Here is a 23,137-nt window from a genome sequence, read left to right as displayed (position 1 = left end):
TTTTATTATTAGAAGGTTGCTCTTATCATCGCGCCATAAGTTCTGGTAGAAGGCTGGCTGCCTGCATTGTTAAGGTTATTATACCACACATTCCCTGCTGTTAATTGCTCTGCATCCATATCTTTTATAGTTCTGTAGAGATAGAAGGGGTTTCTTGCAAATACAGAAACAGTTAAGCGTTTTGCCCATACTTTACTGGCAATTTTTCCCGGCAGTGTATAGGCAAGCGATATTTCCCTCATTTTAATGTAATTGTTTTTTTGTACCGCCAGGTAATACAACGCAGTGGGTGTATATTGAGGTCCTCCCCACTGGTAAATATTCCAGTAATAATAGGCCTGGGAAATAATATTTGTATTGTCTTTACCATCACTGGTAACTCCTTTCAACAGCATTCCATCATGCAGCACGGTTTCTCCCTTAGGTCCTGCAGCAGCTGATGTCGGCACTCCTTTTCCGTTTGCATCCAAATAATAACTCAGCCCTCCATGCGCAGCATCCATATAACTAAGGCTCTCCTGGGTTATGCCCCTGCTATTCATCCAAAACAAACCTGTCGGAATAACGGATCCCCCGTATTTAAGGTCGATGTTAAAGTTTAATGCAAAATTTTTGTATTGAAATGCATTTAGAATACCACCAGCGCCCTTAACCTGGCCATTACCAAAAGATATCATTTTATTGGGATCTGCCTGGTACAAACCATCATTCGTTATTATGGCTTGCCCTTTATCATTTACCAATAGCGGGTGCACATAAATGTCTCCTATAGGATGCCCAACAACCGATTTGATCTGGTAAGCATTGCCATCATTATCCGAATGGATGATTTCATTAGAGCCATTGGCCAGTTTTACAATTTTATTCGTATTAGTGAAATAGTTTAGGGTCAGGTTCCAGCTAAAATCTCTGGTCCTTACAGGAACGGCATTGACACTTGCTTCATACCCGTTATTTGACAGTTGGGCCACATTGGACAGTATGCTTGGAGCGCCCATACTTTGAGGAAGCTGAAGGTTGATGAGCAGGTCTGATACATTGTCGTGATAATAAGTCAGATCAAAATTCAACCTCCGATTAAACGTTTCCACAGCAAGACCGAATTCCAACGTTTTCTTTTTTTCAGGTCTTATAAGATCATTACCATAAGGGCTGGTAATGGTAGAAGTAGTAAGCACCGGAGTGCCCTTGTCAACCTGTACGCCCAGGTTACCTGTGTTATAGGCTACGTTAGCAGCATACGCAGGGGGGTAGCTGCCCACTATACCCCAGGAAGCCCGCAATTTGGCATAATTGATTACCTTAGGGAGCTTCAAAAGGTCCGACAACACCAAGCTACCATTTACCGATGGATAAATAAATGAATTATTGCTTGGGTTCATCGTAGAGGTTCTGTCCCTTCTGATCGTACCTTCAATAAAAGCATAATTTTTATAGTTGAAATTTAATGTACCAATAAAGGCATCCGTTGTAAGATACGTTTGCTCACCGCTGCTGTTATAGGGAGTATTATAAGATGCTGTTAAATCGAATTTATTTTCAACTCCCAAGCCTCCGTTAACGCCTACGCTCGTACGCATCCCTTTTTCCCTGCGTCCACTATACCCTGCCATAGCGGTCATATCCAAGTCTTCTGTAAGTTTATTTTCATAAGTAAGTAACGCGTCCCCGTACAGAATATTATAATTAAAAGTGCTCTGCGCATAATCTCCTGAAGGGCCATAAGCAATGGGTCGGGAAGACAGGGTCTTGTTGAATGTTCGATCAAACGTTGCATCAGTAGCAATCCTGCCACGCAGTGTTAACCCTTTCGTAAGTGTAAGGTTATTGGTAATACTTGATATTAAACGGTTATTTTGTTCATCGACATTGTTTGACATCATATTCCATACATAATCCAGGATATCAGTACGGATATTAGGTATTCTGAGATTTTCATCCGGGGTCAGACTAGGGTCAGAGCCTGTAACATATTTATACCCCAGGCTCGTTCTGTATTTATTTAAATACCATGATCCATTATCAAATGAAGGCATCATACCCGTAAAATTATTGATCATGCGATCGACCATGTAAGGACGGTTATGCACATGTTGGTTGATATAGTTGATCATCAAATCCAATGAATAATTTTTACTAAACCGCACAGTGCTGGTAAAATTCGCATTCACTTTCTCATCTTTGGAATTGATGCTCACTCCCTCAAAATTCTGATGGGTCAATGAAAGACGGATATCTGCTTTATCCGTACCGCTGCTAACTGCTACGTTTTGAGTAGTGTTTTGTCCTTTCTGAAACAGGTTTGCGTACCGGTCCGGCTGTGCAGAATAGGGCCGCACCTGTCCATCCCAGGCTAAAATAGGCTTCCCATCAAATAAAGGTCCAAAGTTTAAGCCTGCCTGAGGCAACGTGCGATACGTTGTGCCATTCTGCGTATAGCTGGCAAAACCATTTGCATCAGTTTTATAAAGACCATAATAATCGCTATAAGGAACAGGGAATCCGGCCCCCCTTACATTCTGAAACCGCGGCAGATACGCTACCTGGTCCTGGAAATAAGTAGCATTGACATCCACGGAAAAACCTTTTCCTTTTGCTTTTTTTGTAGTAATTACCAAAACCCCGTTTTTACCTTCGGAACCGTACAAGGCAGCAGCAGCAGCACCTTTCAGGACGGTTACACTTTCCATATCTTCTGGGTTCAGGTCGATCAAGCCGTTTCCTCTTACCCGCTGGTCGCCCCAGTAATTGCCATTATTAAATCCTCCATCTCTGATAGGTACCCCATCTAAAACGATTAATGGAGTGGAACTAAAGCTAATGGAGTTCACCCCTCTTAATTGCATTACCACACCGGCCGTTGAACCTCCGGGAGCGGCTGATACCTGCAAACCTGGTACTTTACCATATAAGGCGGTTGCAAAATTCGTTGGGGCCGTTTTTACTAATTCACCGGCAGGAACCGTTGAAGTTGCATAACCAAGCGATCTTCCCTGGCGTTTTACACCCAGCGCTGTTACCACAACACCTTCCAGGTCGCCGGCGCCTGAAGACAATGTCACGGGGATATTTGTGGAATTGCCCACTTTAACAGTTTGACTCTTAAACCCAACCGAGCTGAATTCTAACTGGGGGTTACCCTCTACTGTAACAGAATATTCTCCCTTGTCATTAGCCATAACGGCCGTTGCCGTTCCCTTAACGGCAATCGTAGCCCCGGGAACCGGTTTGCCATCCGCATCGGTAATGGTACCGGTAATCGTCCGCTTTACCTGGGCCATTAGACTGCTGAGGCCAAAAAGCAAAGCAAACATTACAAATAATGCTTTTTTCTGATTCATTTCTTCTCATTTAAAAATTAAAAATGTTTGGCTTACTTCATGGTTTGTTTATCACAATCGTTTCCGTTGTTTTTTTTGATTTAGTACCCGGTTTGGTCAGGTTTTCGAGCACCAGCGCCGCCGCGCCCACCAGCTCGGCTCTGTGTCCGAGGGTCGACATTTTCACCAGCGTATTGCCCACCAGGCGGGGAATGCAGTTATCGTTCACCGCCTGTAATACCGGGGCCTGCCACATCCGGCCGGCCTGGGCGCCACGCCCGCTCAATACAATTAATTCAGGATTAAATAAATGAATGAGCACTGCAACGCCTCTGCCAATATCATAACCCGCAGTGGAGATCAGCCGGATCACATACTCATCACCCATTTGCGCCGCTTCCGCAAGCGCCTGCCAGTCTTTTTCTATAGAACCCGTCCGGAAATCCTTCTTCAGGAAGGTAGCCGTCGCATGCTGTTTAAGTCCCTCTGCAGCTTTTTCAACAATAACCTGTAAAGCCGTTTCGGTTTCCAAACAACCTCTTTTACCGCAGGAGCAAATTTTGTTGTTATTAAAAAAGGGTATATGGCTGAACTCACCGGCGAAACCATTGCTTCCGCGGTACAACTGGTTATCCAGGATCATTCCCAGGCCAATCCCCCAGCCAATATTGATCACCAGCGCATTCCGGCAGCCCATGGCAGCGCCAAAATGCTGCTCTGCCAGTGCAATAATGCTGGAATCATTGTCAATATAAACCGGAACACCCAACTGCGCTTTTAAATAGGCGGAAATACTGTTGTCTTCCACAGAAATAAAAGAATAGTTAATACCTCTCTGGGAATCAATAAAGCCCGGCATACCGATACCTACGCCCAATATCTTTTTCCGGGGGATCCGGGTCTTTTTTATGCTTTCTTCTATTGCTTCTTTTAAATGATACAGCGCGTCGGTATTATGGTCCAGTTGCAGCTCATACTGGTAGGGCGCTGCAACCGGCTTATTATTAATATCCATTATAGCCACCCGGGTAACCATCTGGTCCATGGCCACCGCCACGATATACATCGCATCCGGCTTTACGGAATACAGCGCCGGCCGGCGTCCGCCATTGGAAGGCGCCAGCCCCTCTTCCGTAACCAGATCCTCAGCCACCAGATCATTCAACAGTTGAGTAGTAAAGGGGATGCTCTTACCAATACGGACACTCAATTCCGCACAGGAAAGCGCACCAGCATAGTAAAACTCTTTTAAAACCAATCGTTTATATATCAATCGTTTCTGCATTACACTTTTGTTAACACAAATTTAATAAACTTTTTAAAAAAATTAAAAAGTTTATTAAAATATTTTTTAGAGGGTTCAATGGCAGCGTTTTTAACGCAATTGCAAAAGCCACTAATGCACGAATGAATTGGCCATCGTAGGTGTCTTAAATGGAATAAACCCGAATTGCCGGCGGCGCATTAGTGTTCAAACACATATCAATAAAATAGCTGTTTTATTTGTGGGTGAGGGCTGACCAAAAAGCCCGTTGAGAACACGTTGTCGTTCTGAACTTGTTTCAGAATCTAGAATGTTTGCGAGTCAATACCCGGAGAACAAGCGTAAAATCGGTAAAAAATGCGCATCTTTGCTGCCCTTTTTTAAAACTTAACAGATGAAACGATCGCGCAGCGCAGCTATTGGTTTTATTTTTATAACGATGACCATCGATGTCATCGGGTTTGGGTTGATCATTCCTGTTATGCCCAAACTGATCGCGTCATTGAAACATGTGTCAATAGGCGAGGCAAGTAAATGGGGCGGCTACCTGATCACCACCTATGCGTTGATGCAGTTTATATTTTCTCCCCTGCTGGGAAACCTCAGCGACCGCTTTGGGCGCAGACCCGTGATACTGGTCTCCTTGCTCGGTTTTTGTGTGGATTACCTGATACTGGCTTTTGCCCATAACTACGCCTTGCTGTTTGTGGGCAGGGTATTATCGGGTATAACGGGGGCCAGCTTTACCGCGGCAACAGCCTATATTGCTGATGTAAGCACCAATGAAACCCGTGCGAAAAATTTTGGACTGATCGGCGCAGCTTTTGGCCTGGGTTTTATCATTGGGCCCGCCCTGGGCGGGTTACTTGCTGTTTGGGGCATCCGGGCGCCGTTCTTTGCCGCTGCAGCACTGTGCTTTCTTAATTTTCTTTATGGTTATTTCGTATTGCCCGAATCATTGAAACCGGAGAACCGGCGGCCCTTTAACTGGGCCAAAGCCAACCCAGTGGGGTCTTTGCAATTATTTATGAAATACCCGGCCATTATGGACCTGGTGCTGTGTTTCTTTTTTGTTTTCCTGGGCGGACATGCAGTTCAAAGCAACTGGAGCTTTTTCACCATGGACCAGTTCAAATGGACCGAAAAGCAGGTAGGCATTTCGCTGGCAATTGTAGGCGCCCTTGTGGGTGGCGTACAGGGCGGACTGATCCGCTATACCAATCCCCGGCTGGGCAATGAAAAAAGTGTATATATCGGTTTGTTACTTTACGCCCTGGGCATGGCCTTATTCGCTTTTGCATCCCAGGGGTGGATGATGTATGCCTTCCTTTTTCCGTATTGCCTGGGAGGTATCGCGGGGCCAGCATTACAGGCAATCATATCTGCGCAGGTTCCGCCCAACGAACAGGGCGCACTGCAAGGGGGCCTGAACAGTGTTATGAGCCTTACCTCCATCTTCGGCCCGCTACTGATGACGCAGCTTTTTTATTATTTCAGTCATGATAAAGCGCCTGTTTACTTTCCGGGAGCGCCCTTTATTGCAGGAACCTTAATGATGCTGACCAGCGCAGGCGTTGCCTACTATGTACTGCATCTGAAGAAGAAAAAGGCTAAGGCCTGATACGACGTATTTTCCGTAAAAGTGTGCGAGACCTCTTTGAATCCAAAAATAACAGCTCAATTATTAAACGCCGGGCGTGAAACCTAGATCACGGTTAGCTCATAAAATGCTTCGGGCCGTAGGTATTTGTCGGCCATTTCCAGGAGTGTTTCCGCAGTAATGGTTTTTATATTCCGGATGGAATGATCAAAGAAGTTGTCTTCGAGTCCGTTTAAAATAATATTCTTCCAACGGGCAATGATATGGAAAGGACCGTCGAGGTCGCCCAAAATAGAGCCCATCATAAAATTCTTTACCAGTAACAATTCTTCAGCATCTATTGGCTCTTTCCTGAGGAGCTCCATTTCCCTGTAAACCTCGGTTATTGCTGCTTCGCTCACATCGCGCCCTACTTCTGACGCGATCATCCAGCCATTATCGTACCGGTTGTTCAGCAGGTAGCTATGAATACCATAAGTGTAGCCTTTCTCCTCGCGGATATTCGCCATCAACCGGCTGCCGAAATATCCCCCGAACACCACGTTCAGCACCTGGCATTTTAAAAAATCGGGGTGATGCCGGTTCACAAAGGGACGGGCAATGCGTAAGGAGCCCTGGTTATTTTTTTCATCATTGATGACCTGGTATTTTTTCTGCTCTGCAGGATGGATGGCAAAGGGCTGGTCAACAGATTTCCCGTTAAGCAGGTCCCCAAACCAGGTATCCAGCAACCGGTCAATATTTTCAGGAAGTTTCCCGGCAATAAATATTTTGAAACCGCCATTTTTATATTGCCTTTCATAAAAAGCAACCAGGTCTTCCCGGGTCAATTGATCAAAATCCTCCTGCCGGCTGAAGCGCCCGTAGGGATGTGTTTCACCAAATAAATATACATCGATCAATCGCCCGGCAACAAAGCTGCTTTTTTTAAGGTTCACCTCAAGCTTTTGTTTCATGTTTTGTATGGCGATGTCCATTTCCTTTTGCGGAAATACACTTTGGGCGATCAATTCCTTTACCGCCGGCAATAATTCATTAATGTGTTTGGTTAAGCAATGCAGGGAAAGCACTGCTGTTTCCGTGTAACAGTTGCGGTTTAAATAAGCGCCGTAATAATCAAAAAATTCATTGATCTCAAAAGCCGTTTTTGTTTCAGTGCCGTTTTTCAACAAGTTATTAGTAACCGCTGCCTGCAGGTTTTTCTGCTCCTGCCAGTTGCCGGCATCAAATACCCATTCAATCTGCAGCACTTCTTCTGTACCTGCATTTACCGCATATACTTCCACGCCGTTCCTAAGAAGGTACTTCTGGTAGGGTTGTAATTGCAACCGGAAATTAACGGCATCCACAATCGGCGGCGGAACGGTTCTGTCTAACATACTGGAAAATTAAAATTTGGGCCCAAATATACTGCCGGAACTATTGTTCCTTTGGCTTTCCCGCTTCCTGCCGGTTACGGTTGGGGTTGGGTTTATGCTTATGCTGTTGCGGACGATTCCCTTCTACTTTTTTCTGCTGATCCGGACGGCCCTGCCGGTTGTCGGGTCGTTGCCCCTGCTGCCCTTGTTTCTGTTGAGGTTGCTGCGGACGCTGGCCCTGCTGTGGGCGTTGCCCGGCCTGCGGTTTCTGCCCCTGCTGTTGTTGTCTTTGTTTCTGGCGTTTCTTTTTATCGGCACGCTCCAGGCTGCGCAGGCTTATCTGGCCCACCACATCAACAAATTCGGGTTCCGCTTCTACGGGCTTATTGCTCAACACTTCCACGGGCTCCAGTTCTTCCGGGATAATATTCTGACGGTTCAGTGTTTTTATTTTACGCACCCGTTCAATTGTAAGCGGGTATTGCTTATTACTGTCTGGTAGCGTATACCACATCAGGTTTTTAAAAATATCTTTCTTGATGAGGTACGCTGTACCTTTTGCAACCTTTATTTGATCGCAGTCATTGGGGAATCCCTGCAGGGCATCCAGATAAGTATCCAGCTCATAATTCAGACAGCATTTCAAACGGCCGCATTGCCCGCTTAATTTGGTTTGATTAATGGACAGATTCTGATACCGTGCAACGGTGGTATTAACCGATTTAAAATCGGTCAGCCAGGTAGAACAGCATAGTTCTCTTCCGCAGCTTCCGATGCCGCCCACTTTTCCGGCTTCCTGACGGGCACCGATCTGGCGCATCTCCACCTTTACTTTAAATTCCTGTGCATATACCTTGATCAGTTCCCTGAAATCAACACGTCCGTCAGCAATATAAAAAAAGGTGGCTTTTCTGCCGTCTGCCTGCATTTCTACCTGGCTGATCTTCATGTTCAGATTCAACTGCTTGGCAATAGCCCGGCTGCGGATCACCGCTTCCGGCTCCCGCTCTTTATTGATCCTGCGCTGGTCCAGATCCCTGTCTGTAGCCAGGCGCAATACTTTTTTCATGTCAGGATTCTCTTCCTTAACCCCGTATTTTTTCATCTGGAGACGCACGATTTCGCCTGTTAAGGAAATTTCTCCCACGTCAAATCCGCTCACTCCCTCAACGGTTATAAGGTCTCCCTTTTCAAATAATTGTAATGTGGTATTGCGGAAAAAATCTTTCCTTGTGCCCTTGCTGAAACTTACCTCAACTACATTACAGCAATCATCTGTATTGGCTACCGGCAAATTGCGCAACCAATCATATGCATTCATCCGGTTACAACCGCCCGTACTACAACCCCCATTGCTTTTACAACCCTTTGGCTTTCCGCCGGTGGCTGTACCACAACCTGAACAACCCATTATAAATAAATTATATGGAAGGTGCTGCGCGGATGGCAGACTTGTTTTAGTGAATATCATACCAGGCCAAACAAAAAGATTGGTCTTAAAAAAAGCATAGCCGGTAATATAGACCGGTTACTGTATATCTGGCTAATAAACGATAAAAAACATGCTGCCCAGGCGCACGATATCAACACCCTGCCTGTATTAAAAAATCATTTCCTCCTCCTACCAAACACCTCATTCATTCAAAAATACGATTTTGTCCCTAATGACATGATAAATTTTAATGGTTAATGCCATAAACAGCATCTTGCTGTTGGCGTTACGCTCTATATAATAAGCAGCATTGTCCAGCTCTTCAATAATGGCCTGCTGCTGCTCAAGCGAACTGATCCTGTTTAGACGAACGGCAAAATCCACATCTTTTTCGGGATAACCGGCTTCTGCTTTGTTAAAAACCTGTATTTTAATTGCAAGCTGCAATAAATGATTGAAATACAGCAAAAACTGTTTTTGTTTCTCCCGCCCCAGCTTGCTGCTCTCGTCAACCCATCGGGTCTGCGCCACCGGGCCGGTTTTCATGATCGCATTCAGCCAGTCCCGCAATAACTCCTGCCAATCCTCATCCGCATGCTGGGCCATTTGCAGGGCCGTATGATAATTGCCCTGGCTCACCGCGGCAATACGGGCCGCCGTTTCCGGGCTGGTTTTATTTCTTTCAATAAGCGCCGTTTCCATATCCTTATCCTCTAAAAGCGGCACTTTTATTAATTGTACCCGGCTGAGGATGGTGCCTAAGATCTGGCTTTCGTTCTCTGCAACAAACAAAAAAACGGTATTCGGCGGGGGTTCTTCAATCAGCTTCAATAGCTTATTTCCCTCATTACCCAAGTATTCGGGAAGCCATAATATCAATATTTTATATTCGCTTTCAAAGCTTTTCAGATTTAATTTTTTGATAATATCATTACACTCCTGGGCGGTGATATTCCCCTGTTTGTTTTCCGCCCCGATAAATTGCAGCCAGTCGTAGGCATTTCCATAAGGATAGCCCTTTAAAAACTCCCGCCACTCTGCAATATAATCAGTGCTGATAGGCGGTGTACCCGATTTTTTGGTCACTACCGGGTAGCTGAAATGGATATCCGGATGGGCAAAGGCAGCGGCTTTTAAGCAGGCCGGGCAGGTTCCGCAGGAATCGGTTAGCGTCGTTTGCCCAGCAGGAGCAGGCTCGTCTCCAAACAAGGATGGCCCAGCATTCACCATTGACTTTTGCCCATTCACTTTTTCACATACTATATATTGCGCAAAAGAAAGTGCCAACGGCAATGCACCGCTTCCCTCCTTGCCTAAAAACAAAATAGCATGAGCCAGGCGATTTTCCTGCATCAATTCCGGTAGCTCGCGTTTCAATATTTCCTGGCCAATAACATCAGTAAACTGCATAGAAAACAAATGTAGCTCTTTTCGGATACTCTCCCGATCCTTGATGCTCGATACTGGATATCGAGTAACCAGCATCCAATGGCTGGCCTCCCGCAACCAAAACCCCACTCTACTGTTTTTATATAATAGTAAACACGACCTTTGTAAAATAAGCAGTTGAGTATGAAAGTTGAACAGATATATACGGGATGCCTGGCCCAGGGGGCTTATTATATTTCTTCAGAAGGAGAAGCGGCAATTATTGATCCGCTGCGCGAGGTACAGCCTTATATCGACCGGGCAGAAAAAGACGGCGTTACCATCAAGTATATTTTTGAAACGCATTTTCATGCAGATTTTGTAAGCGGGCATATTGACCTGGCGGCAAAAACGGGTGCGCAGATCATACTGGGCCCAACGGAAGCGCACCTGGGCTACGAAGCGCATATTGCCCGGGACAGGGAAACTTTTAAAATTGGTGCGGCTACCATCGAAGTGCTCCACACTCCGGGGCATACGCTGGAAAGCGCCGTTTATTTATTATCGGATGAAAAGGGAACGCCCAAAGCCATTTTTACCGGAGATACTTTATTTATCGGGGACGTAGGCCGGCCAGACCTGGCACAAAAAACAGCTAAGGAGCTAACAAAAGAAAAGTTGGCGGGGTTCCTGTTTGATTCACTCCGGAATAAGATCATGCCTTTACCAGATGACCTGATCGTTTACCCCGCACATGGCGCCGGTAGCGCCTGTGGCAAAAACATGAGCCGGGAAACGACCGACACACTGGGCCACCAGAAAAAGGTCAACTATGCATTGAATCCTGATTTAACCAGAGAGCAGTTCATAAGCGCCGTAACCGACGGGCTAACAGAGCCCCCGCAATATTTTCCCAAGAACGTACAAATGAATATTGAAGGGTATGAAAGCATCAATGAAGTGCTGGAGCGCGGCAATCATGCCCTGGCGCCCGATGCTTTTGAAGAAGCCGCCAATCATACCGGAGCAGTATTATTGGACACCCGGGCCCCCGAAGACTTTGCAAAAGCCTTTATTCCCAATTCAATAAATATTGGTATTGACGGCAGTTTTGCTGTTTGGGTGGGAAGCCTCATCCCCGACCTGAAACAGGAGCTTTTAATCATCGCCGACCAGGGACGCGAGGAAGAAGTGGTTACCCGTCTGGCACGGGTGGGCTATGATTATGCTATTGGCTACCTGGCCGGTGGTATCAACGCCTGGATCCATGCCGGGAAAGAAACTGACCATATTGAAAGTATTACGGCGGATGAATTTGCCGCTGTCAAAACACCGCTGATACTGGATGTGCGGAAGGAAAGCGAATTTGCCGCCGAACATATTGAAGGGGCTGTTAATAAACCCCTGGATCATATTAATAGTCATTTTGCGGAAATTGATAAGCTGGCGCCTGCTTATGTTCATTGCGCCGGCGGCTACCGGTCTATGATCTTTGCTTCTATTTTAAAATCCCGCGGCTTTGACAATCTTATCAATGTAAAAGGTGGCTTTAAAGCGATTAAAGAATCCGGGAAATTTACGATAACGGATTTTGTTTGTCCGTCAACAAAAGGCTAAATCCCTCATTTCAGCGATTGCCAGGCATCTAAAACCGGATTACATTTAATGTTGGTTCCCGGTTAAGGTTGCTTCTTCTAAATGGCATAACGCTGCAATATGACGGATTATACCCAAATATCTAAATCGGACTGGCTTTCCCTGGCGCGCACATTCTATGCGCATTTATTTGCAGAAATAGCGGGTTTTAACGAGGCGGATTGGCATTCAGAAACCCGCTATCTGGGCTGGAATTGTAAAGACCTGGTGAACCATATGACCAGTGCTGTTACCGTCAATTTTAAAACACTGATCCAAATGGCATTGGATGGAGACCCTGTTCCGCCCCTCGGGTTTAATTTATTTTTACGCAATGCCAATGAAGTAGCGCGGCGAAAAAATAAAACGATTCCCGAAACGCTTGAAGAATTTAAAAAGGAAACCAACCAGATCCTTGAGCAACTGGAAGCATTAAGCGAAGAACAATGGCTGCTGCCGGCGTTCTTTTTTATTGGAGACATTGATATACGGATGCTTTTCCTGGTGCAGTTTGCCGATAACCTGGTGCATGAACGTGATCTGCTGATGGCCAATAAGCGCTGGCAGGGATTTGATACCCGGTTTGTAGAGCCGCTCCTTGACTGGTTTATGCGGGTTTTCCACCCGGCCTCCTTCCGGCCTGAAAAAAATGGCGGCGAGGCCGCTACTATTCAATATCATATTACCGGAACCGGGGGCGGCGATTGGGTGCTGACAATAAAAGATTATACCGGCACGGTTTCTCCCGGCATCACCAGCAATGCTGACGCCACCGTTAGGGTTTCCGTAGAGCACCTCATTTCCACATCACTGGCCCGCTCTGCGCCATTTATAGGGAAACTGGCGAGGGCATTGCATTTCCTGGTTAAAAAGGAAAAGAAAGAAGATTTTACGGCTAAGATTACCGGCATTGTGGCCAGTATTACAGCCCTGCTGGGCGGGAAAATAAAAATTACCGGAGACAAAAAGAAGGCCAATAAAGTAACGCTGAAATGGTTCTGGCATTTTTGGCAGCGAACCGAACAAACCCAGGAAAATATTTTAAGATCCCAATACAATAAAGGATAATCATTTCTCCGGGGCAATAAAAAGCGCTACCTTAAATAAAAAAAATGAAGGGAACACTACTTGTATTGTCGCTCCTGGTAATGGGCTGTAACCAAACCGGATCTACAAAAAAAAGCGCCGACACCCTTGCTCAACCGTTGCCCCCCACTGATTCCCTGCCCGCCCGGCCGGCGGTAAAAAAATTACAGGATAGCCTGGATGCGGTGAACCGGGTAACCGGAACCGGGGGACTTAACAAGGCGTTTGTTTCCCTGAAAAACGGAGACAGCACGATAACCCTTCATTCCAATATCCGGCAGGACCACCGGATCTTTGGCTATGCCCGGCCCGATACCAATGCGGAGCGACTGTTATTGTTCTCTGTTTTTACAAATGATGTGCAGGGAAATCCGTTTAAATGCCGGCTGGGATCGTATTATGAAACCAGTGAGTTAAAGGGCTTTCACCTAAAATACCTGGGAACGGAGGACAGCTTTATAAAAGCTATGGCCATCGATTCTTCTAATAACCGGACACCGGTCTATTTTGAAAAAAAATGGATCGACGTTGAATAAATATCAAAACATATGAACTGGAATTTAATTTTTAAGCTCTCCTTTTTTGGCCTGGCGATGGCGTTGGGCACTGTTTATTTTATACCTTCTGCTATAGAGCCTTTTTGCTGGTTGATTATTTTTATTATCTGTGCTTATTTTATCGCTAAGAACTGTTCCAAAGCTTATTTTTTGCATGGTTTTATGGTAAGCATTTTCAATTGTGTGTGGATCACGGCGGCGCATATTTTATTGTTCGATACATACATCGCCCATCATCCCAGTGAAGCGGCATTGATGACAAAAATGCCTATGCCCGACCAACCAAAACTGATGATGCTGATGACCGGTGCGGTTATAGGGATTGCCTCAGGTATTGTGTTGGGACTATTTGCATTTGCTGCTTCAAAAATTATAAAAAAACCTGCGGCATGACACCAGCCGAATTATATTTTACCACCCTCATTGAACTGATTCCGGATGCCCAACCCGGAAAGATGTTTGGCGCTCTTTGCATGAAAATGCCGAACGGGAAATCCGGGGCCATGTTTTGGAAAGACCATCTGGTGGTGCGGCTGCAGGGTAAGGAAATGGAAATGGCGCTGGCGCTGAGCGGCGCCCGGATATTTGAACCTATGGAAGGCCGGCCAATGAACGGCTGGGTACAGGTTCCCTTCGCCCATAAAAATAAATGGATGGCGTTTGCAAAACAATCGGCAGCTACGGCAGCATTGTTGGAAAAAAAGCCAGCAAAGAAGAAGAAATAATGCTGATTACCAAAATTGTCATTACCAGGCGGCCCTGACAGCCGGCAATTCCGCTCCTGATCTATTATCGATTTACCAATAGCCCGTTGGGGCAATGTTGTTAAGCTAAAGACCCATCGGGCCTGATAGTCGGTAGCGCAAATGGAAGCGAGCGTTTGGTGTCTAGCTCGCCAGTTTCTGGTTCAACAGTAGATCCATGGCATGTTCCAGCGTACCGGCGGGTACTATTGCCCCGTCGTTTACAAAGAAGATCTCGTCTGCATTTTCTATCGTATTCAGCCGGTGCGCAATAACGATCAGGGTGGTAGCTGCCGGAAGTTTTTTAAGAATCCCATCTAAAAGTTTTTCAGTAATCGTATCAATATTAGCTGTTGCTTCATCCAGGATCATTATTTTGGGTGCCCGTAATACGGCACGGATAAAGGCGATCAATTGCTTTTGCCCGAGACTTACCGCGCCACCCGCTCCGAGGGGCGTATGCAAGCCGGCATCAAAGCGCTGCAACAAATCGCCCAAACCCGCTTCTGTTATGGCTTTCAACAATTGCTCATCTGTAAGGCCGTACAATTCTGGATTACCATATACTATATTATCTTTTAATGTTCCGGTAAATAAAAACGGTTCCTGTAAAATAAAGCCGATCTCATTTGTGCGCTCTTCTGTTGTATAGGAACGGATATCGCGCCCGTTCAACAGCACTTTTCCTTCTGTGGGATCATACAAACGCGCTATCAACGCCGCCGTGGTACTTTTTCCGCCGCCTGTTGGTCCTACTAAAGCATAGGTTTTACCCCGTTCCATTTCAAAATTAATTGGGTGCAGCACTTCCTTACCATCAGGATATTGAAAAGCGACCTCTTTAAATGCCATTACGATATTTTTGTTAACAGGCGATGAAGCGGTATGCCCGACTACAGGCAGATTGGATTGCAGCGAAAGGATCACGGCGATACGATCCCATGCTGCCATAGCCGTCTGGAAACTGGCCCACAACGCTGCCAGCTCCCGTAACGGCTGATAAAAAAGCTGCACATAACTTATAAAACTGATAAGCAGCCCCAAAGTAAACGAGCCCTCCAAAATAAAATAGATCCCCAACGTTAAAACGATCAACTGGGCAATGTTCGAAAAGAAACCAAAAACGGGAGTAAATAAATTATTGGCGATACCGGCAGTAATAGCCGTCTTATAATTTTCTTCATTGGCGGTTGCAAACTTTTTCCTGAAATAATCTCTCCGGTTAAAGGCAATGATCGTTTTAAAATTGTGCAATCCCTCCTGTATATCAGCACTCAGGTTGCCATTGGCTTTCAGGCTTATGGCGTTTTTCTTTTTCACCCAGGGCCCTATCACTAAAACAAACAATAAAATAAAAACCGCCGGCACTAATGATGCGGCGCCCAGCTTCCAGTTGATAGACAAAACAAAAACAGCAACACCCACCATTGAAAAAATATTGTCCATAAACCGCATCAGCGACTGGGAGAAAAACTGGTTGACGGTATCGGTATCATTATTGATCCGGGAGATCAGATCTCCTGAACGGTTCTGGTTAAAGAAAGCAACCGGCAATTGCTGTAGTTTATTAAAGACCTCGTTACGCAACGCGTACAGCATCCGCTGTCCAACGCCGCCCATTAGTTTGGCCTGCAAATATTCTGTTCCCGCCCACACCACATACAACCCCAGCAACATACCGGTGTATTGCAACAAGGGGCCGTACTGCTTTTGCATAATAAAATGATCAATAATATATCCGATGAACCAGGGCGTCAACATCGTAATACCGGCATTCACCAGCATAACAAAAAAGGCGATAAACAGGCTGCGTCGCTCCTCTTTCATAAACCGGAATAGTTTCCGTAACGCAGCTCCGGCAGTGCTTTTCACCTCTTTATTCAGGCTGTAACTCATATTGCTGTCTTGCTCCTCCATGGGTTATGCTTCAGTTGTTTGATAATTATTGAGGCTTTGCTGGCTTTGGAAGATCTGGTTATACTCGGGGCTCGACTTTAGTAATTCCGAATGGGTTCCTTTAGCGATCAGTTCCCCCTCCATCAGCAAAATAATCTGTTCGTAGTCCTTTACCGGTGCCAGGTTCTGTGTAATAGAAATGATCGTTATTCCCGGATAATTTTCCGATACGTTTTTCCAGATGCGCTGTTCTGTATTCCGATCGACCCGGGCCGTAAACTCATCCAGCAACAAGATCTTAGGATTCCCTGCAAGTGCCCGCGCCAGCATCACCCGTTGTTTTTGTCCGCCAGAAAGACTGGCTCCCCTTTCCGAAACGATCGTATCAAGTCCCTGGGAAAGGGAACTAACAAATTCAGACAACTCCGCCGTACGGATGGCCTTTTGCATATCCGCTTCCGTTACTTCGGCATTAAATGCAATATTCTCGCGCAGGCTCATATTAAAAATGATAGCATCCTGGAATACCAGGCCTGTTTGCCGCAGCAACACCTGCTGGTCATAGGTTTCAATCGGAACGGCATCGTAGCAAATAGTCCCCTGTTGTGGTTTGATCAAGGTCGTCAACGCATAAAACAATTGGGTTTTACCAGCAGCCGTAGGTCCGATAATTGCCGTGCGTGAACCGGGGGCCACTTTGAATGACACACCATTCAGCGCTTTCTTTTCTCCAAAAACAACAGTCAGGTCCTGCACTTCAACAGCCCCTTCCAGCTCTTTTTTAAAGCTTCCTCCTTCCACGGTATCGGCTGCAATCAGTACCTGGTGGATCCGGGTATAGGAGGCAGCAGCACGGGCTATAAGATTGCTCATAAATCCGATCAGAATAATAGGAAAGATCAGAATGGCAATATAACTATTGAAGGCGGCAAATTCACCCATGGTCATAGAACCCATAATGGCATAACGCCCACCAACAGCCACAACGGCCAGCCGGGCCAGGTTGGCCGTAAATACGATGATCGGGATCAGCGTGGCAAATAATTTCAGGATCGAAAGCCCCAGGTTCTTTGCTTCACCGCTGGCTTCCATAAATTTATCGTATTCCTGAGATTGGGCGTTCAGCACCCGGATCAACGCCGCACCCAGGATTGATTCATTGATTATTTTATTCAGCCGGTCTATTACTTCCTGCGAGCGCCGGAATAAGGTTTTGACCTTTTTAAAAATCAACATAAACGTAATAGCTATAACCGGTATTACGCACAAAACCAGCAACCCCAACCTCCAGTTGATATTTAAAAGAAGGATTGCCGTACCCACAATTAAAATAACAGAGGAAATGATATTAACAATTGCCTGCGAAACAAAGGTTTTGACCGCATTCACATCTGAAGTAATATTTGTTAATAATTTATGCGGGCTGGTGTCCTCGATAAAGGCATTGGTTTGCCGGGATATTTTGTAGGCCAGTTGCTCCCGCAGATCCCGCGCCACCCGTTCTGAAGTATAGGTCTGGATGAGGCTTTGGAGATAGGTGAAGATCAAAATCAGGACAGCCGCTCCCAAAAAATACAGCATTACCTGCCGTACCTGGAACCGGCCTTTGGAAAAATCATCGATCGCCGATTGAAAGATCTTTGGAATAACCAGGCTAAGCCCGTTGCTGGCCAATGCTAATAATAAGAGACAAAGTATCAGCCCCCGGTAGGGCTTCAACATAAGAAAAATAGAAGGCTTTTCAGGCTTCGCCGTTGTTTTTGCCATAATAAATTTATATACGCGCTACTAAAATTATCCGCTACCGCTATTCAGTCAAGACGAATATGTTCCTGTTTTACTTTAAATAAATAATAAAACAATGCTGCAGGAACTGATCTGCCGGTTGCAAAAGCTGTCCAAAGATAATTGACTTAAACAGCAATAACTATGCTGATAGTATTTTCGGCAGAGTGGGCCTATGAATCCAAAGACTGCTATCCCGATAGCTCCTATCGGGACACGAATGAATAGTCAATTAGGGACAAATGAAATAAACACGGATATCATGCACCTTTGGCGCACATTCGTGAATTAGTGGCATTCGACAATAACATTACAAACATTTAAAAATCAGTATAAGAGCAACCGCGCCTATTTTTGCCTACGGCGTGCTATTTTCAGGACCGGATTTCCCGGCGCATGAACAGGTAATAGGTGATAGCGAAGCAAATAAGTGTTGCAGCCAGCAATCCGCAAACCTGCGGCGCAACAATCATTAGGCTCATGGTTGGTGATAGCGGCGCAGGGATCGCTCCCGCCATCTGTTCCATACTTAACGGTCCCAGGCTCCGTACAGACGGCATCAGCAGCGTGGTAGTGGCATCAGAGAACAGCCTGCTGGGCGCCAGGCGTTCCAGGTTTGCTATAATGCCATTATAGCGGGTGATTTGCTCGGGGTCCATCAGCGCAGGGTCGGGCAGGACAGCCTTCAAAATAATATTTAGTATGATCTGGTAAAAAACCGTAAAAAACAGCCAGATACCAATAGCGGTAAGCGCCGATGTTGCAGCCTGCCGGAACAATACTGATAACATTATAGACAAACCCAGCCAGAATCCAACATAAATAATCGTGAGCAGGATGAAAAGTAAGATCCGGAAACATTCCTGCGCTTCCATATGCACACCTGTCATAATTAACCCGCTGCCAACCATCAGGAGCGCCAACGACAGGAACAACGTACTGATCAATATAAGCGCACCGGTGAATTTCGAAAGCAATATATTGTCCCGGTATACCGGTTGTGCCATTAGTGTGGCTAAAGTGCCGTTATGCTGCTCTGCATTAATGGCATCAAACCCTAATCCGATACCCAGCAACGGCCCCAGGAAGCCGGCAAAAACATGAAAGGGCGGCAATGTGCCATCGGTAATGGTCAGTAATTTCAGGTACAGAAACAAACGATCGGGATCATCAAAATTTGTAACGGCCGATCTGATATTGCCGAGGGACACATACATTGAAGCAAAAAAAGTGAGCACGATCAGCAGCAACAGGATTATAAACCGCCAACTGCGGATATGATCGGCTACTTCCTTACGCACCATCACCCAAAAGGGCGCCGGGGCAAACCCCTTATTGCCTGCTGCGCTTCCTGAAAAAAGATCGGTGAAAAAAACCGCTGGACTTTTCATTAGAGAATTGTTCCTTTAAATTGTCTTCAAAATAACGTTGATAAATTTCATCCAGGTCGTACCGCTTTCTATGCACACCCGTTATTGCATAATTGTTTACGACCAGTTGCCGCACTATATCGGCCGTTACATCCTGCTCACAGGATAGGGTCAACTGTTTACCCGTTGCCTGTATTTTTTTTACAAATTGAATTTCTTTTAAAACCGGCGCCACCGCTTTGGCATCTGCAATGGTATCCTCCAATTCCACTTCCACCAGGAAGGGATCGCTCGCAAAAAGGTTATGACTTAGCGTATCAATACTTCCTTCTGCCAATAATTTTCCCCCTACAAAAATTCCTACCCGGTCGCAAACCTGCTGCACCTGGTGCAGGTGATGAGAAGACAGCAATACTGTAAGACCCTGCTGGCGGCTTTGTTGCCGTATCAACAGCAGGAACTCTTTTACCCCGCTGGGATCGATGCCCAGCGTTGGCTCATCCAGGATGATGATCTCCGGTTGTTTAATTAACACTTGTGCCAGTCCCAGCCGTTGTTTCATCCCGCGGGAAAAAACGCCGGCTTTTTTATGGATCACGGCTTCCAGTCCCACCTGCGATAAGGTTTCCATTGCACGCCTCCGCAGCTCGCCTGCCGCAATACCATTCAGCCGCCCGGTATATACCAGATTTTCCAACGCAGTAAGCTGGTTATAAAAGCCGACGCTGTCCGGCATATATCCTACTTTGCGCTTCACATCAATCGGGTTTTTAGTGGCATTGAACCCCAATACCGTAGCCGACCCCGATGTAGGTTCGGTAAGGCCCAGCATCATAAGAATAGTGGTCGATTTGCCGGCGCCATTAGGGCCCAGCAACCCAAATACTTCTCCTTTTGGGATCTGAAGCGATAATTCATCTACCGCTTTAAGCTTACCATAGCATTTGGTAAGGTTATGCAACTCAATAACCGGATCTTTCATATCGCTCACCTTCTTCCGTATTTTCGAACCAGGTAATAAATCATTCCCAGGGCCGCCAGTATGACCAGCAGTCCGATCCAGCCAGACAAAAGCGAAGTGGTCACCGTCATACGGAATGTGGCCGCCGCCTTCGTATTGGTATTCTTTAAGTTAAATGTTGTTACGTAATCGCCGGCGATGGTTTTATCCGGAACCTTAAGGGATACCGTAACATCCTGGGTTGCCCCCGGTTCTAACCTTTCAATCTTTGAAGGTTGAAAAGTAGCGTCCCATTGCGACGGTGTTTGTGCAGACAGTTCCAGTTTTTCGAGGGGAATAGTCCCCTTATTTTTTACCACCAGGTGGATCTCCTTTGTGCTGCCTTCGGTTACTTCGTCGCTTAGCCGGCCCGTTGGCGTAGTCAGTTCGGCAGCATAGGCCCCCTTCACTACTGCTTCCAGGTTCAGCTTAAGACTATCGTTACCTGAAATGGCCGTTACCGGAATACTATATTTGCCAGGCTTTGCATTAAATACGGGGGCGACTTCAATAGATACGTCCTCGGTTTTACCAGAGTCCAGCGTAAACGAGGCTACTTCGTTGCCTTCAATTTTAAAGGCGATGCTCCACCCTATAGGCAGTACCGGCACGAACTCATAAATATGGGCCTGCGCAGTGCCGTTATGCAATGCAGCATTGTACCGGAAGGTTTCATTTACGGCGGCTTCAATGCTCATTAGCCGTGCCGTAAAACTACTCCCCGGCGATTTGGATAATAATGGCTTCTGTGCTGAGGCACAAAAGGAAAAAAACAGCATAAAAAGAAAACTACCGGCAACCCGGCAAAGGGATTGAACCACCCTGCATCGTTTGGAAACTGACATACACTATAATTAATTAAAAAGGTTTTAATTACACAATAGTTGAGGTAAAGGCTATCAGAGTACGGAGCGCATCGTTTGAGGCAACCGCTCCGCTAATGTATGAAACGTTTCGTATTTGATGGGCGCTGTCGTTTTGTTTTTTGATAAACGGTAACCCGATAAAGCATGAGGTGTTTATTTTTTTATTTGAGCGGAGCGCGAACATTTAACCGGGTATAACTGAGCGCCAACCCCGTTAACACCAGGATAAGACCCGCAACGGTGTATATGCTCACCGTATCATGCACCCAAACTGTGGCAATGATAATTCCAAAAATGGGGCTTATAAACAACCACATTCCAGCCTTTACAACATCCTGTTTTACCAACGCCAGCCATAAGGCTACCGCGCCAATTGAAACAGGCAAGGCCAGCCATATAGTGCCTCCCCAAAACGCAAAAGTCAGTTGATTCATTGAGGCATGGTATGTGAGCAACGCAACCGGTAGCATCAGTAACCCTCCAAAAAAAGTTTGCCATCCGTTGATAACAAATAAATGCATCCCTTCCCAGTTCTTAGAAGAGAAATAAATGGTTCCGATGGAATAGGAAAGCATGCTGGCAATCAGCAATACCAAACCGGGAACGGTAACGGACGAACCACCCAGTAACGGCCATGCCACGACAATGATCCCGATCAGGCAAATCGTTATTGCAAAAATGATCCTTGCAGACAAGGGCTTTTTTAAAAAGAATACTGAAATAAAGCTGATAAACACCGGGCTTATTGCCACCGTTAAGGCGCCGATGCTTGCCGTTACCTGTTGCATTGCAAAAACATAAAGCCCCAGGTATATGGTAATATTAAGCAACCCATAAATAAGTAATTGTTTCCATTCCTTTCCTTTGGGCAGGGGCTTTTTTAACAGTACATGGGCAATTACCAGCATGGTCAATGCTGCCACTCCAAACCTTGTTACTGCTATTACCAATGGTTGGGCCACCGTAAGCGCGACTTTGGTAGCCGTAGATGCCGAAGACCACAAAATGGCAAATACCAGCCCGGAGAAGATCCATTTGTACTTATTTCTAAACATGAAGCGCAAAATTAGCGGTCGCCGGGTTAGCGGCAAAACAGGCTTAGAAATAAACCATTACATTTGCCGGCAAAATAAATACAGATGAGCACGGCAGATATGTTAAAAGTAAGAAGTAACAATACCTGTGAACTTTGCAAAAGCACCGATTCACTCGCAGTATATGAAGTAGCGCCACAGGAACAAAACAGCAAGGATAATACCATCTATATCTGCAGCAAATGTGAAGCACAGATTGAAAAAAAAGAAGAACTGGATAGCGCGCATTGGCAATGCCTCACAGAAACGATGTGGAGCGAGGTTCCGGCAGTGCAGATAGTGGCCTGGCGCATGCTCAACCGTTTAAGAGCGGAAAGCTGGGCGGTGGACAACCTGGATATGCTTTACCTGGATGAGGACACATTGGCCTGGGCAAAGGCAACGGGCGATCATGAAAATGACGGCTCCGTAGCTTTACATAAAGATAGTAACGGAAACATCCTAAAAACCGGGGACACTGTAGTACTCACCAAAAGCCTGGATGTAAAAGGATCAACCTTAAACGCAAAAATGGGCACGGTAGTAAAAAACATCCGGTTGGTTGAAGATAATATTGAACAGATCGAAGGTAAAATTGAAGGTCAGACCATTGTAATTCTTACTAAATATCTCCGGAAACAGGGAAGCTGATTCAGCATAAATGTAAAATATCCAATAAAGAATACAAAAGGAAAAAGGAGTATTTGTTTAGGAGAGGCAACTTGTCAACCTTAACCAGATTTACGTCCGCATTTTTCATTGGATGTTTCTTCTGTACATTTCC

18 protein-coding genes are annotated in these 23,137 nt (G+C 45.8%); 7 read left to right on the top strand and 11 right to left on the bottom strand.

The window, feature by feature from the left end; translation table 11 throughout:
- Window positions 1-8 precede the first annotated feature (8 nt).
- Together NIASO_RS15455 and NIASO_RS15450 are read right to left on the bottom strand one after the other, a co-directional pair.
- Window positions 9-3,341 (bottom strand): SusC/RagA family TonB-linked outer membrane protein, encoded by a 3,333-nt coding sequence (locus NIASO_RS15455; RefSeq protein WP_008587380.1) that lies wholly within the window; start codon window positions 3,339-3,341, stop codon window positions 9-11.
- 37 nt (window positions 3,342-3,378) lie between these two features.
- Window positions 3,379-4,605: an ROK family protein gene (locus tag NIASO_RS15450; protein ID WP_008587378.1), complete on the bottom strand. Its 1,227-nt coding sequence runs from the start codon at window positions 4,603-4,605 to the stop codon at window positions 3,379-3,381.
- A 373-nt stretch (window positions 4,606-4,978) separates the two neighbouring features.
- Between NIASO_RS15450 and NIASO_RS15445 the strand changes: the two genes are divergently transcribed.
- Window positions 4,979-6,205 carry a TCR/Tet family MFS transporter gene (locus NIASO_RS15445; protein ID WP_008587376.1) on the top strand — a complete coding sequence of 409 codons (1,227 nt, stop codon included), beginning with the start codon at window positions 4,979-4,981 and terminating at the stop codon, window positions 6,203-6,205.
- Between the two features lie 83 nt (window positions 6,206-6,288).
- Here NIASO_RS15445 and NIASO_RS15440 read toward each other — a convergent pair whose 3' ends face one another.
- The 3 genes from NIASO_RS15440 to NIASO_RS15430 form a co-directional block, all read right to left on the bottom strand.
- Entirely contained in the window at window positions 6,289-7,563 is a 1,275-nt protein-coding gene (locus tag NIASO_RS15440) for a M16 family metallopeptidase (RefSeq protein WP_008587374.1), read from the bottom strand.
- 40 nt (window positions 7,564-7,603) lie between these two features.
- Window positions 7,604-8,953, bottom strand: coding sequence for a PSP1 domain-containing protein (locus tag NIASO_RS15435; RefSeq protein WP_025299043.1), 1,350 nt, complete (start codon window positions 8,951-8,953; stop codon window positions 7,604-7,606).
- Between the two features lie 222 nt (window positions 8,954-9,175).
- Complete coding sequence (locus NIASO_RS15430; RefSeq protein ID WP_025299042.1) at window positions 9,176-10,384, bottom strand: DNA polymerase III subunit; 1,209 nt, start codon at window positions 10,382-10,384, stop codon at window positions 9,176-9,178.
- A 162-nt stretch (window positions 10,385-10,546) separates the two neighbouring features.
- On the opposite strand from NIASO_RS15430, the gene NIASO_RS15425 reads away from it, so the two are divergent.
- The 5 genes from NIASO_RS15425 to NIASO_RS15405 all read left to right on the top strand — a co-directional run bounded on the left by NIASO_RS15425 (window position 10,547) and on the right by NIASO_RS15405 (window position 14,345).
- Window positions 10,547-11,959 (top strand): MBL fold metallo-hydrolase, encoded by a 1,413-nt coding sequence (locus NIASO_RS15425; protein ID WP_008587366.1) that lies wholly within the window; start codon window positions 10,547-10,549, stop codon window positions 11,957-11,959.
- Window positions 11,960-12,058: 99 nt separating this feature from the next.
- Window positions 12,059-13,045, top strand: a complete 987-nt coding sequence (locus tag NIASO_RS15420; protein ID WP_008587363.1) for a maleylpyruvate isomerase N-terminal domain-containing protein — start codon at window positions 12,059-12,061, stop codon at window positions 13,043-13,045.
- A 44-nt stretch (window positions 13,046-13,089) separates the two neighbouring features.
- Window positions 13,090-13,599 carry a hypothetical protein gene (locus NIASO_RS19770; protein WP_008587361.1) on the top strand — a complete coding sequence of 170 codons (510 nt, stop codon included), beginning with the start codon at window positions 13,090-13,092 and terminating at the stop codon, window positions 13,597-13,599.
- A 12-nt stretch (window positions 13,600-13,611) separates the two neighbouring features.
- Complete coding sequence (locus NIASO_RS15410; protein WP_008587360.1) at window positions 13,612-14,013, top strand: hypothetical protein; 402 nt, start codon at window positions 13,612-13,614, stop codon at window positions 14,011-14,013.
- Window positions 14,010-14,345, top strand: a complete 336-nt coding sequence (locus NIASO_RS15405) for a hypothetical protein (protein WP_008587358.1) — start codon at window positions 14,010-14,012, stop codon at window positions 14,343-14,345. Before NIASO_RS15410 ends, NIASO_RS15405 begins: the two co-directional genes overlap by 4 nt.
- 162 nt (window positions 14,346-14,507) lie before the next feature.
- On the opposite strand, the gene NIASO_RS15400 is transcribed toward NIASO_RS15405, so the two are convergent.
- The 6 genes from NIASO_RS15400 to NIASO_RS15375 form a co-directional block, all read right to left on the bottom strand.
- Entirely contained in the window at window positions 14,508-16,280 is a 1,773-nt protein-coding gene (locus NIASO_RS15400; protein ID WP_008587356.1) for an ABC transporter ATP-binding protein, read from the bottom strand.
- 3 nt (window positions 16,281-16,283) lie between these two features.
- Window positions 16,284-18,026 carry an ABC transporter ATP-binding protein gene (locus NIASO_RS15395; protein ID WP_008587354.1) on the bottom strand — a complete coding sequence of 581 codons (1,743 nt, stop codon included), beginning with the start codon at window positions 18,024-18,026 and terminating at the stop codon, window positions 16,284-16,286.
- A 392-nt stretch (window positions 18,027-18,418) separates the two neighbouring features.
- Entirely contained in the window at window positions 18,419-19,435 is a 1,017-nt protein-coding gene (locus tag NIASO_RS15390; RefSeq protein ID WP_008587352.1) for an ABC transporter permease, read from the bottom strand.
- On the bottom strand, window positions 19,377-20,396 hold the full coding sequence (locus tag NIASO_RS15385) for an ABC transporter ATP-binding protein (protein WP_025299039.1): 1,020 nt from the start codon (window positions 20,394-20,396) through the stop codon (window positions 19,377-19,379). The genes NIASO_RS15390 and NIASO_RS15385 overlap by 59 nt, the downstream gene beginning before the upstream one ends.
- A gap of 5 nt (window positions 20,397-20,401) precedes the next feature.
- Window positions 20,402-21,259, bottom strand: a complete 858-nt coding sequence (locus tag NIASO_RS15380) for a COG1470 family protein (RefSeq protein ID WP_008587348.1) — start codon at window positions 21,257-21,259, stop codon at window positions 20,402-20,404.
- 182 nt (window positions 21,260-21,441) lie between these two features.
- Window positions 21,442-22,335 (bottom strand): DMT family transporter, encoded by an 894-nt coding sequence (locus NIASO_RS15375; RefSeq protein ID WP_008587347.1) that lies wholly within the window; start codon window positions 22,333-22,335, stop codon window positions 21,442-21,444.
- 84 nt (window positions 22,336-22,419) lie between these two features.
- Between NIASO_RS15375 and NIASO_RS15370 the strand changes: the two genes are divergently transcribed.
- Window positions 22,420-23,004, top strand: a complete 585-nt coding sequence (locus NIASO_RS15370; RefSeq protein ID WP_008587345.1) for a PhnA domain-containing protein — start codon at window positions 22,420-22,422, stop codon at window positions 23,002-23,004.
- Window positions 23,005-23,137 lie beyond the last annotated feature (133 nt).

It is taken from the genome of Niabella soli DSM 19437 (genome assembly GCF_000243115.2).
GTDB classification, from domain to species: domain Bacteria; phylum Bacteroidota; class Bacteroidia; order Chitinophagales; family Chitinophagaceae; genus Niabella; species Niabella soli.
This window is presented reverse-complemented; position numbering and strand designations above follow the sequence as displayed.

Excerpts from the sequence above, each read along its gene's own strand:
- NIASO_RS15455 (WP_008587380.1), bottom strand. The coding sequence starts at position 3,341 with ATGAATCAGAAAAAAGCATTATTTGTAATGTTTGCTTTGCTTTTTGGC.
- NIASO_RS15450 (WP_008587378.1), bottom strand. The coding sequence starts at position 4,605 with ATGCAGAAACGATTGATATATAAACGATTGGTTTTAAAAGAGTTTTAC.
- NIASO_RS15445 (WP_008587376.1), top strand. The coding sequence starts at position 4,979 with ATGAAACGATCGCGCAGCGCAGCTATTGGTTTTATTTTTATAACGATG.
- NIASO_RS15440 (WP_008587374.1), bottom strand. The coding sequence starts at position 7,563 with ATGTTAGACAGAACCGTTCCGCCGCCGATTGTGGATGCCGTTAATTTC.
- NIASO_RS15435 (WP_025299043.1), bottom strand. The coding sequence starts at position 8,953 with ATGGGTTGTTCAGGTTGTGGTACAGCCACCGGCGGAAAGCCAAAGGGT.
- NIASO_RS15430 (WP_025299042.1), bottom strand. The coding sequence starts at position 10,384 with ATGCAGTTTACTGATGTTATTGGCCAGGAAATATTGAAACGCGAGCTA.
- NIASO_RS15425 (WP_008587366.1), top strand. The coding sequence starts at position 10,547 with ATGAAAGTTGAACAGATATATACGGGATGCCTGGCCCAGGGGGCTTAT.
- NIASO_RS15420 (WP_008587363.1), top strand. The coding sequence starts at position 12,059 with ATGACGGATTATACCCAAATATCTAAATCGGACTGGCTTTCCCTGGCG.
- NIASO_RS19770 (WP_008587361.1), top strand. The coding sequence starts at position 13,090 with ATGAAGGGAACACTACTTGTATTGTCGCTCCTGGTAATGGGCTGTAAC.
- NIASO_RS15410 (WP_008587360.1), top strand. The coding sequence starts at position 13,612 with ATGAACTGGAATTTAATTTTTAAGCTCTCCTTTTTTGGCCTGGCGATG.
- NIASO_RS15405 (WP_008587358.1), top strand. The coding sequence starts at position 14,010 with ATGACACCAGCCGAATTATATTTTACCACCCTCATTGAACTGATTCCG.
- NIASO_RS15400 (WP_008587356.1), bottom strand. The coding sequence starts at position 16,280 with ATGGAGGAGCAAGACAGCAATATGAGTTACAGCCTGAATAAAGAGGTG.
- NIASO_RS15395 (WP_008587354.1), bottom strand. The coding sequence starts at position 18,026 with ATGGCAAAAACAACGGCGAAGCCTGAAAAGCCTTCTATTTTTCTTATG.
- NIASO_RS15390 (WP_008587352.1), bottom strand. The coding sequence starts at position 19,435 with ATGAAAAGTCCAGCGGTTTTTTTCACCGATCTTTTTTCAGGAAGCGCA.
- NIASO_RS15385 (WP_025299039.1), bottom strand. The coding sequence starts at position 20,396 with ATGAAAGATCCGGTTATTGAGTTGCATAACCTTACCAAATGCTATGGT.
- NIASO_RS15380 (WP_008587348.1), bottom strand. The coding sequence starts at position 21,259 with ATGTCAGTTTCCAAACGATGCAGGGTGGTTCAATCCCTTTGCCGGGTT.
- NIASO_RS15375 (WP_008587347.1), bottom strand. The coding sequence starts at position 22,335 with ATGTTTAGAAATAAGTACAAATGGATCTTCTCCGGGCTGGTATTTGCC.
- NIASO_RS15370 (WP_008587345.1), top strand. The coding sequence starts at position 22,420 with ATGAGCACGGCAGATATGTTAAAAGTAAGAAGTAACAATACCTGTGAA.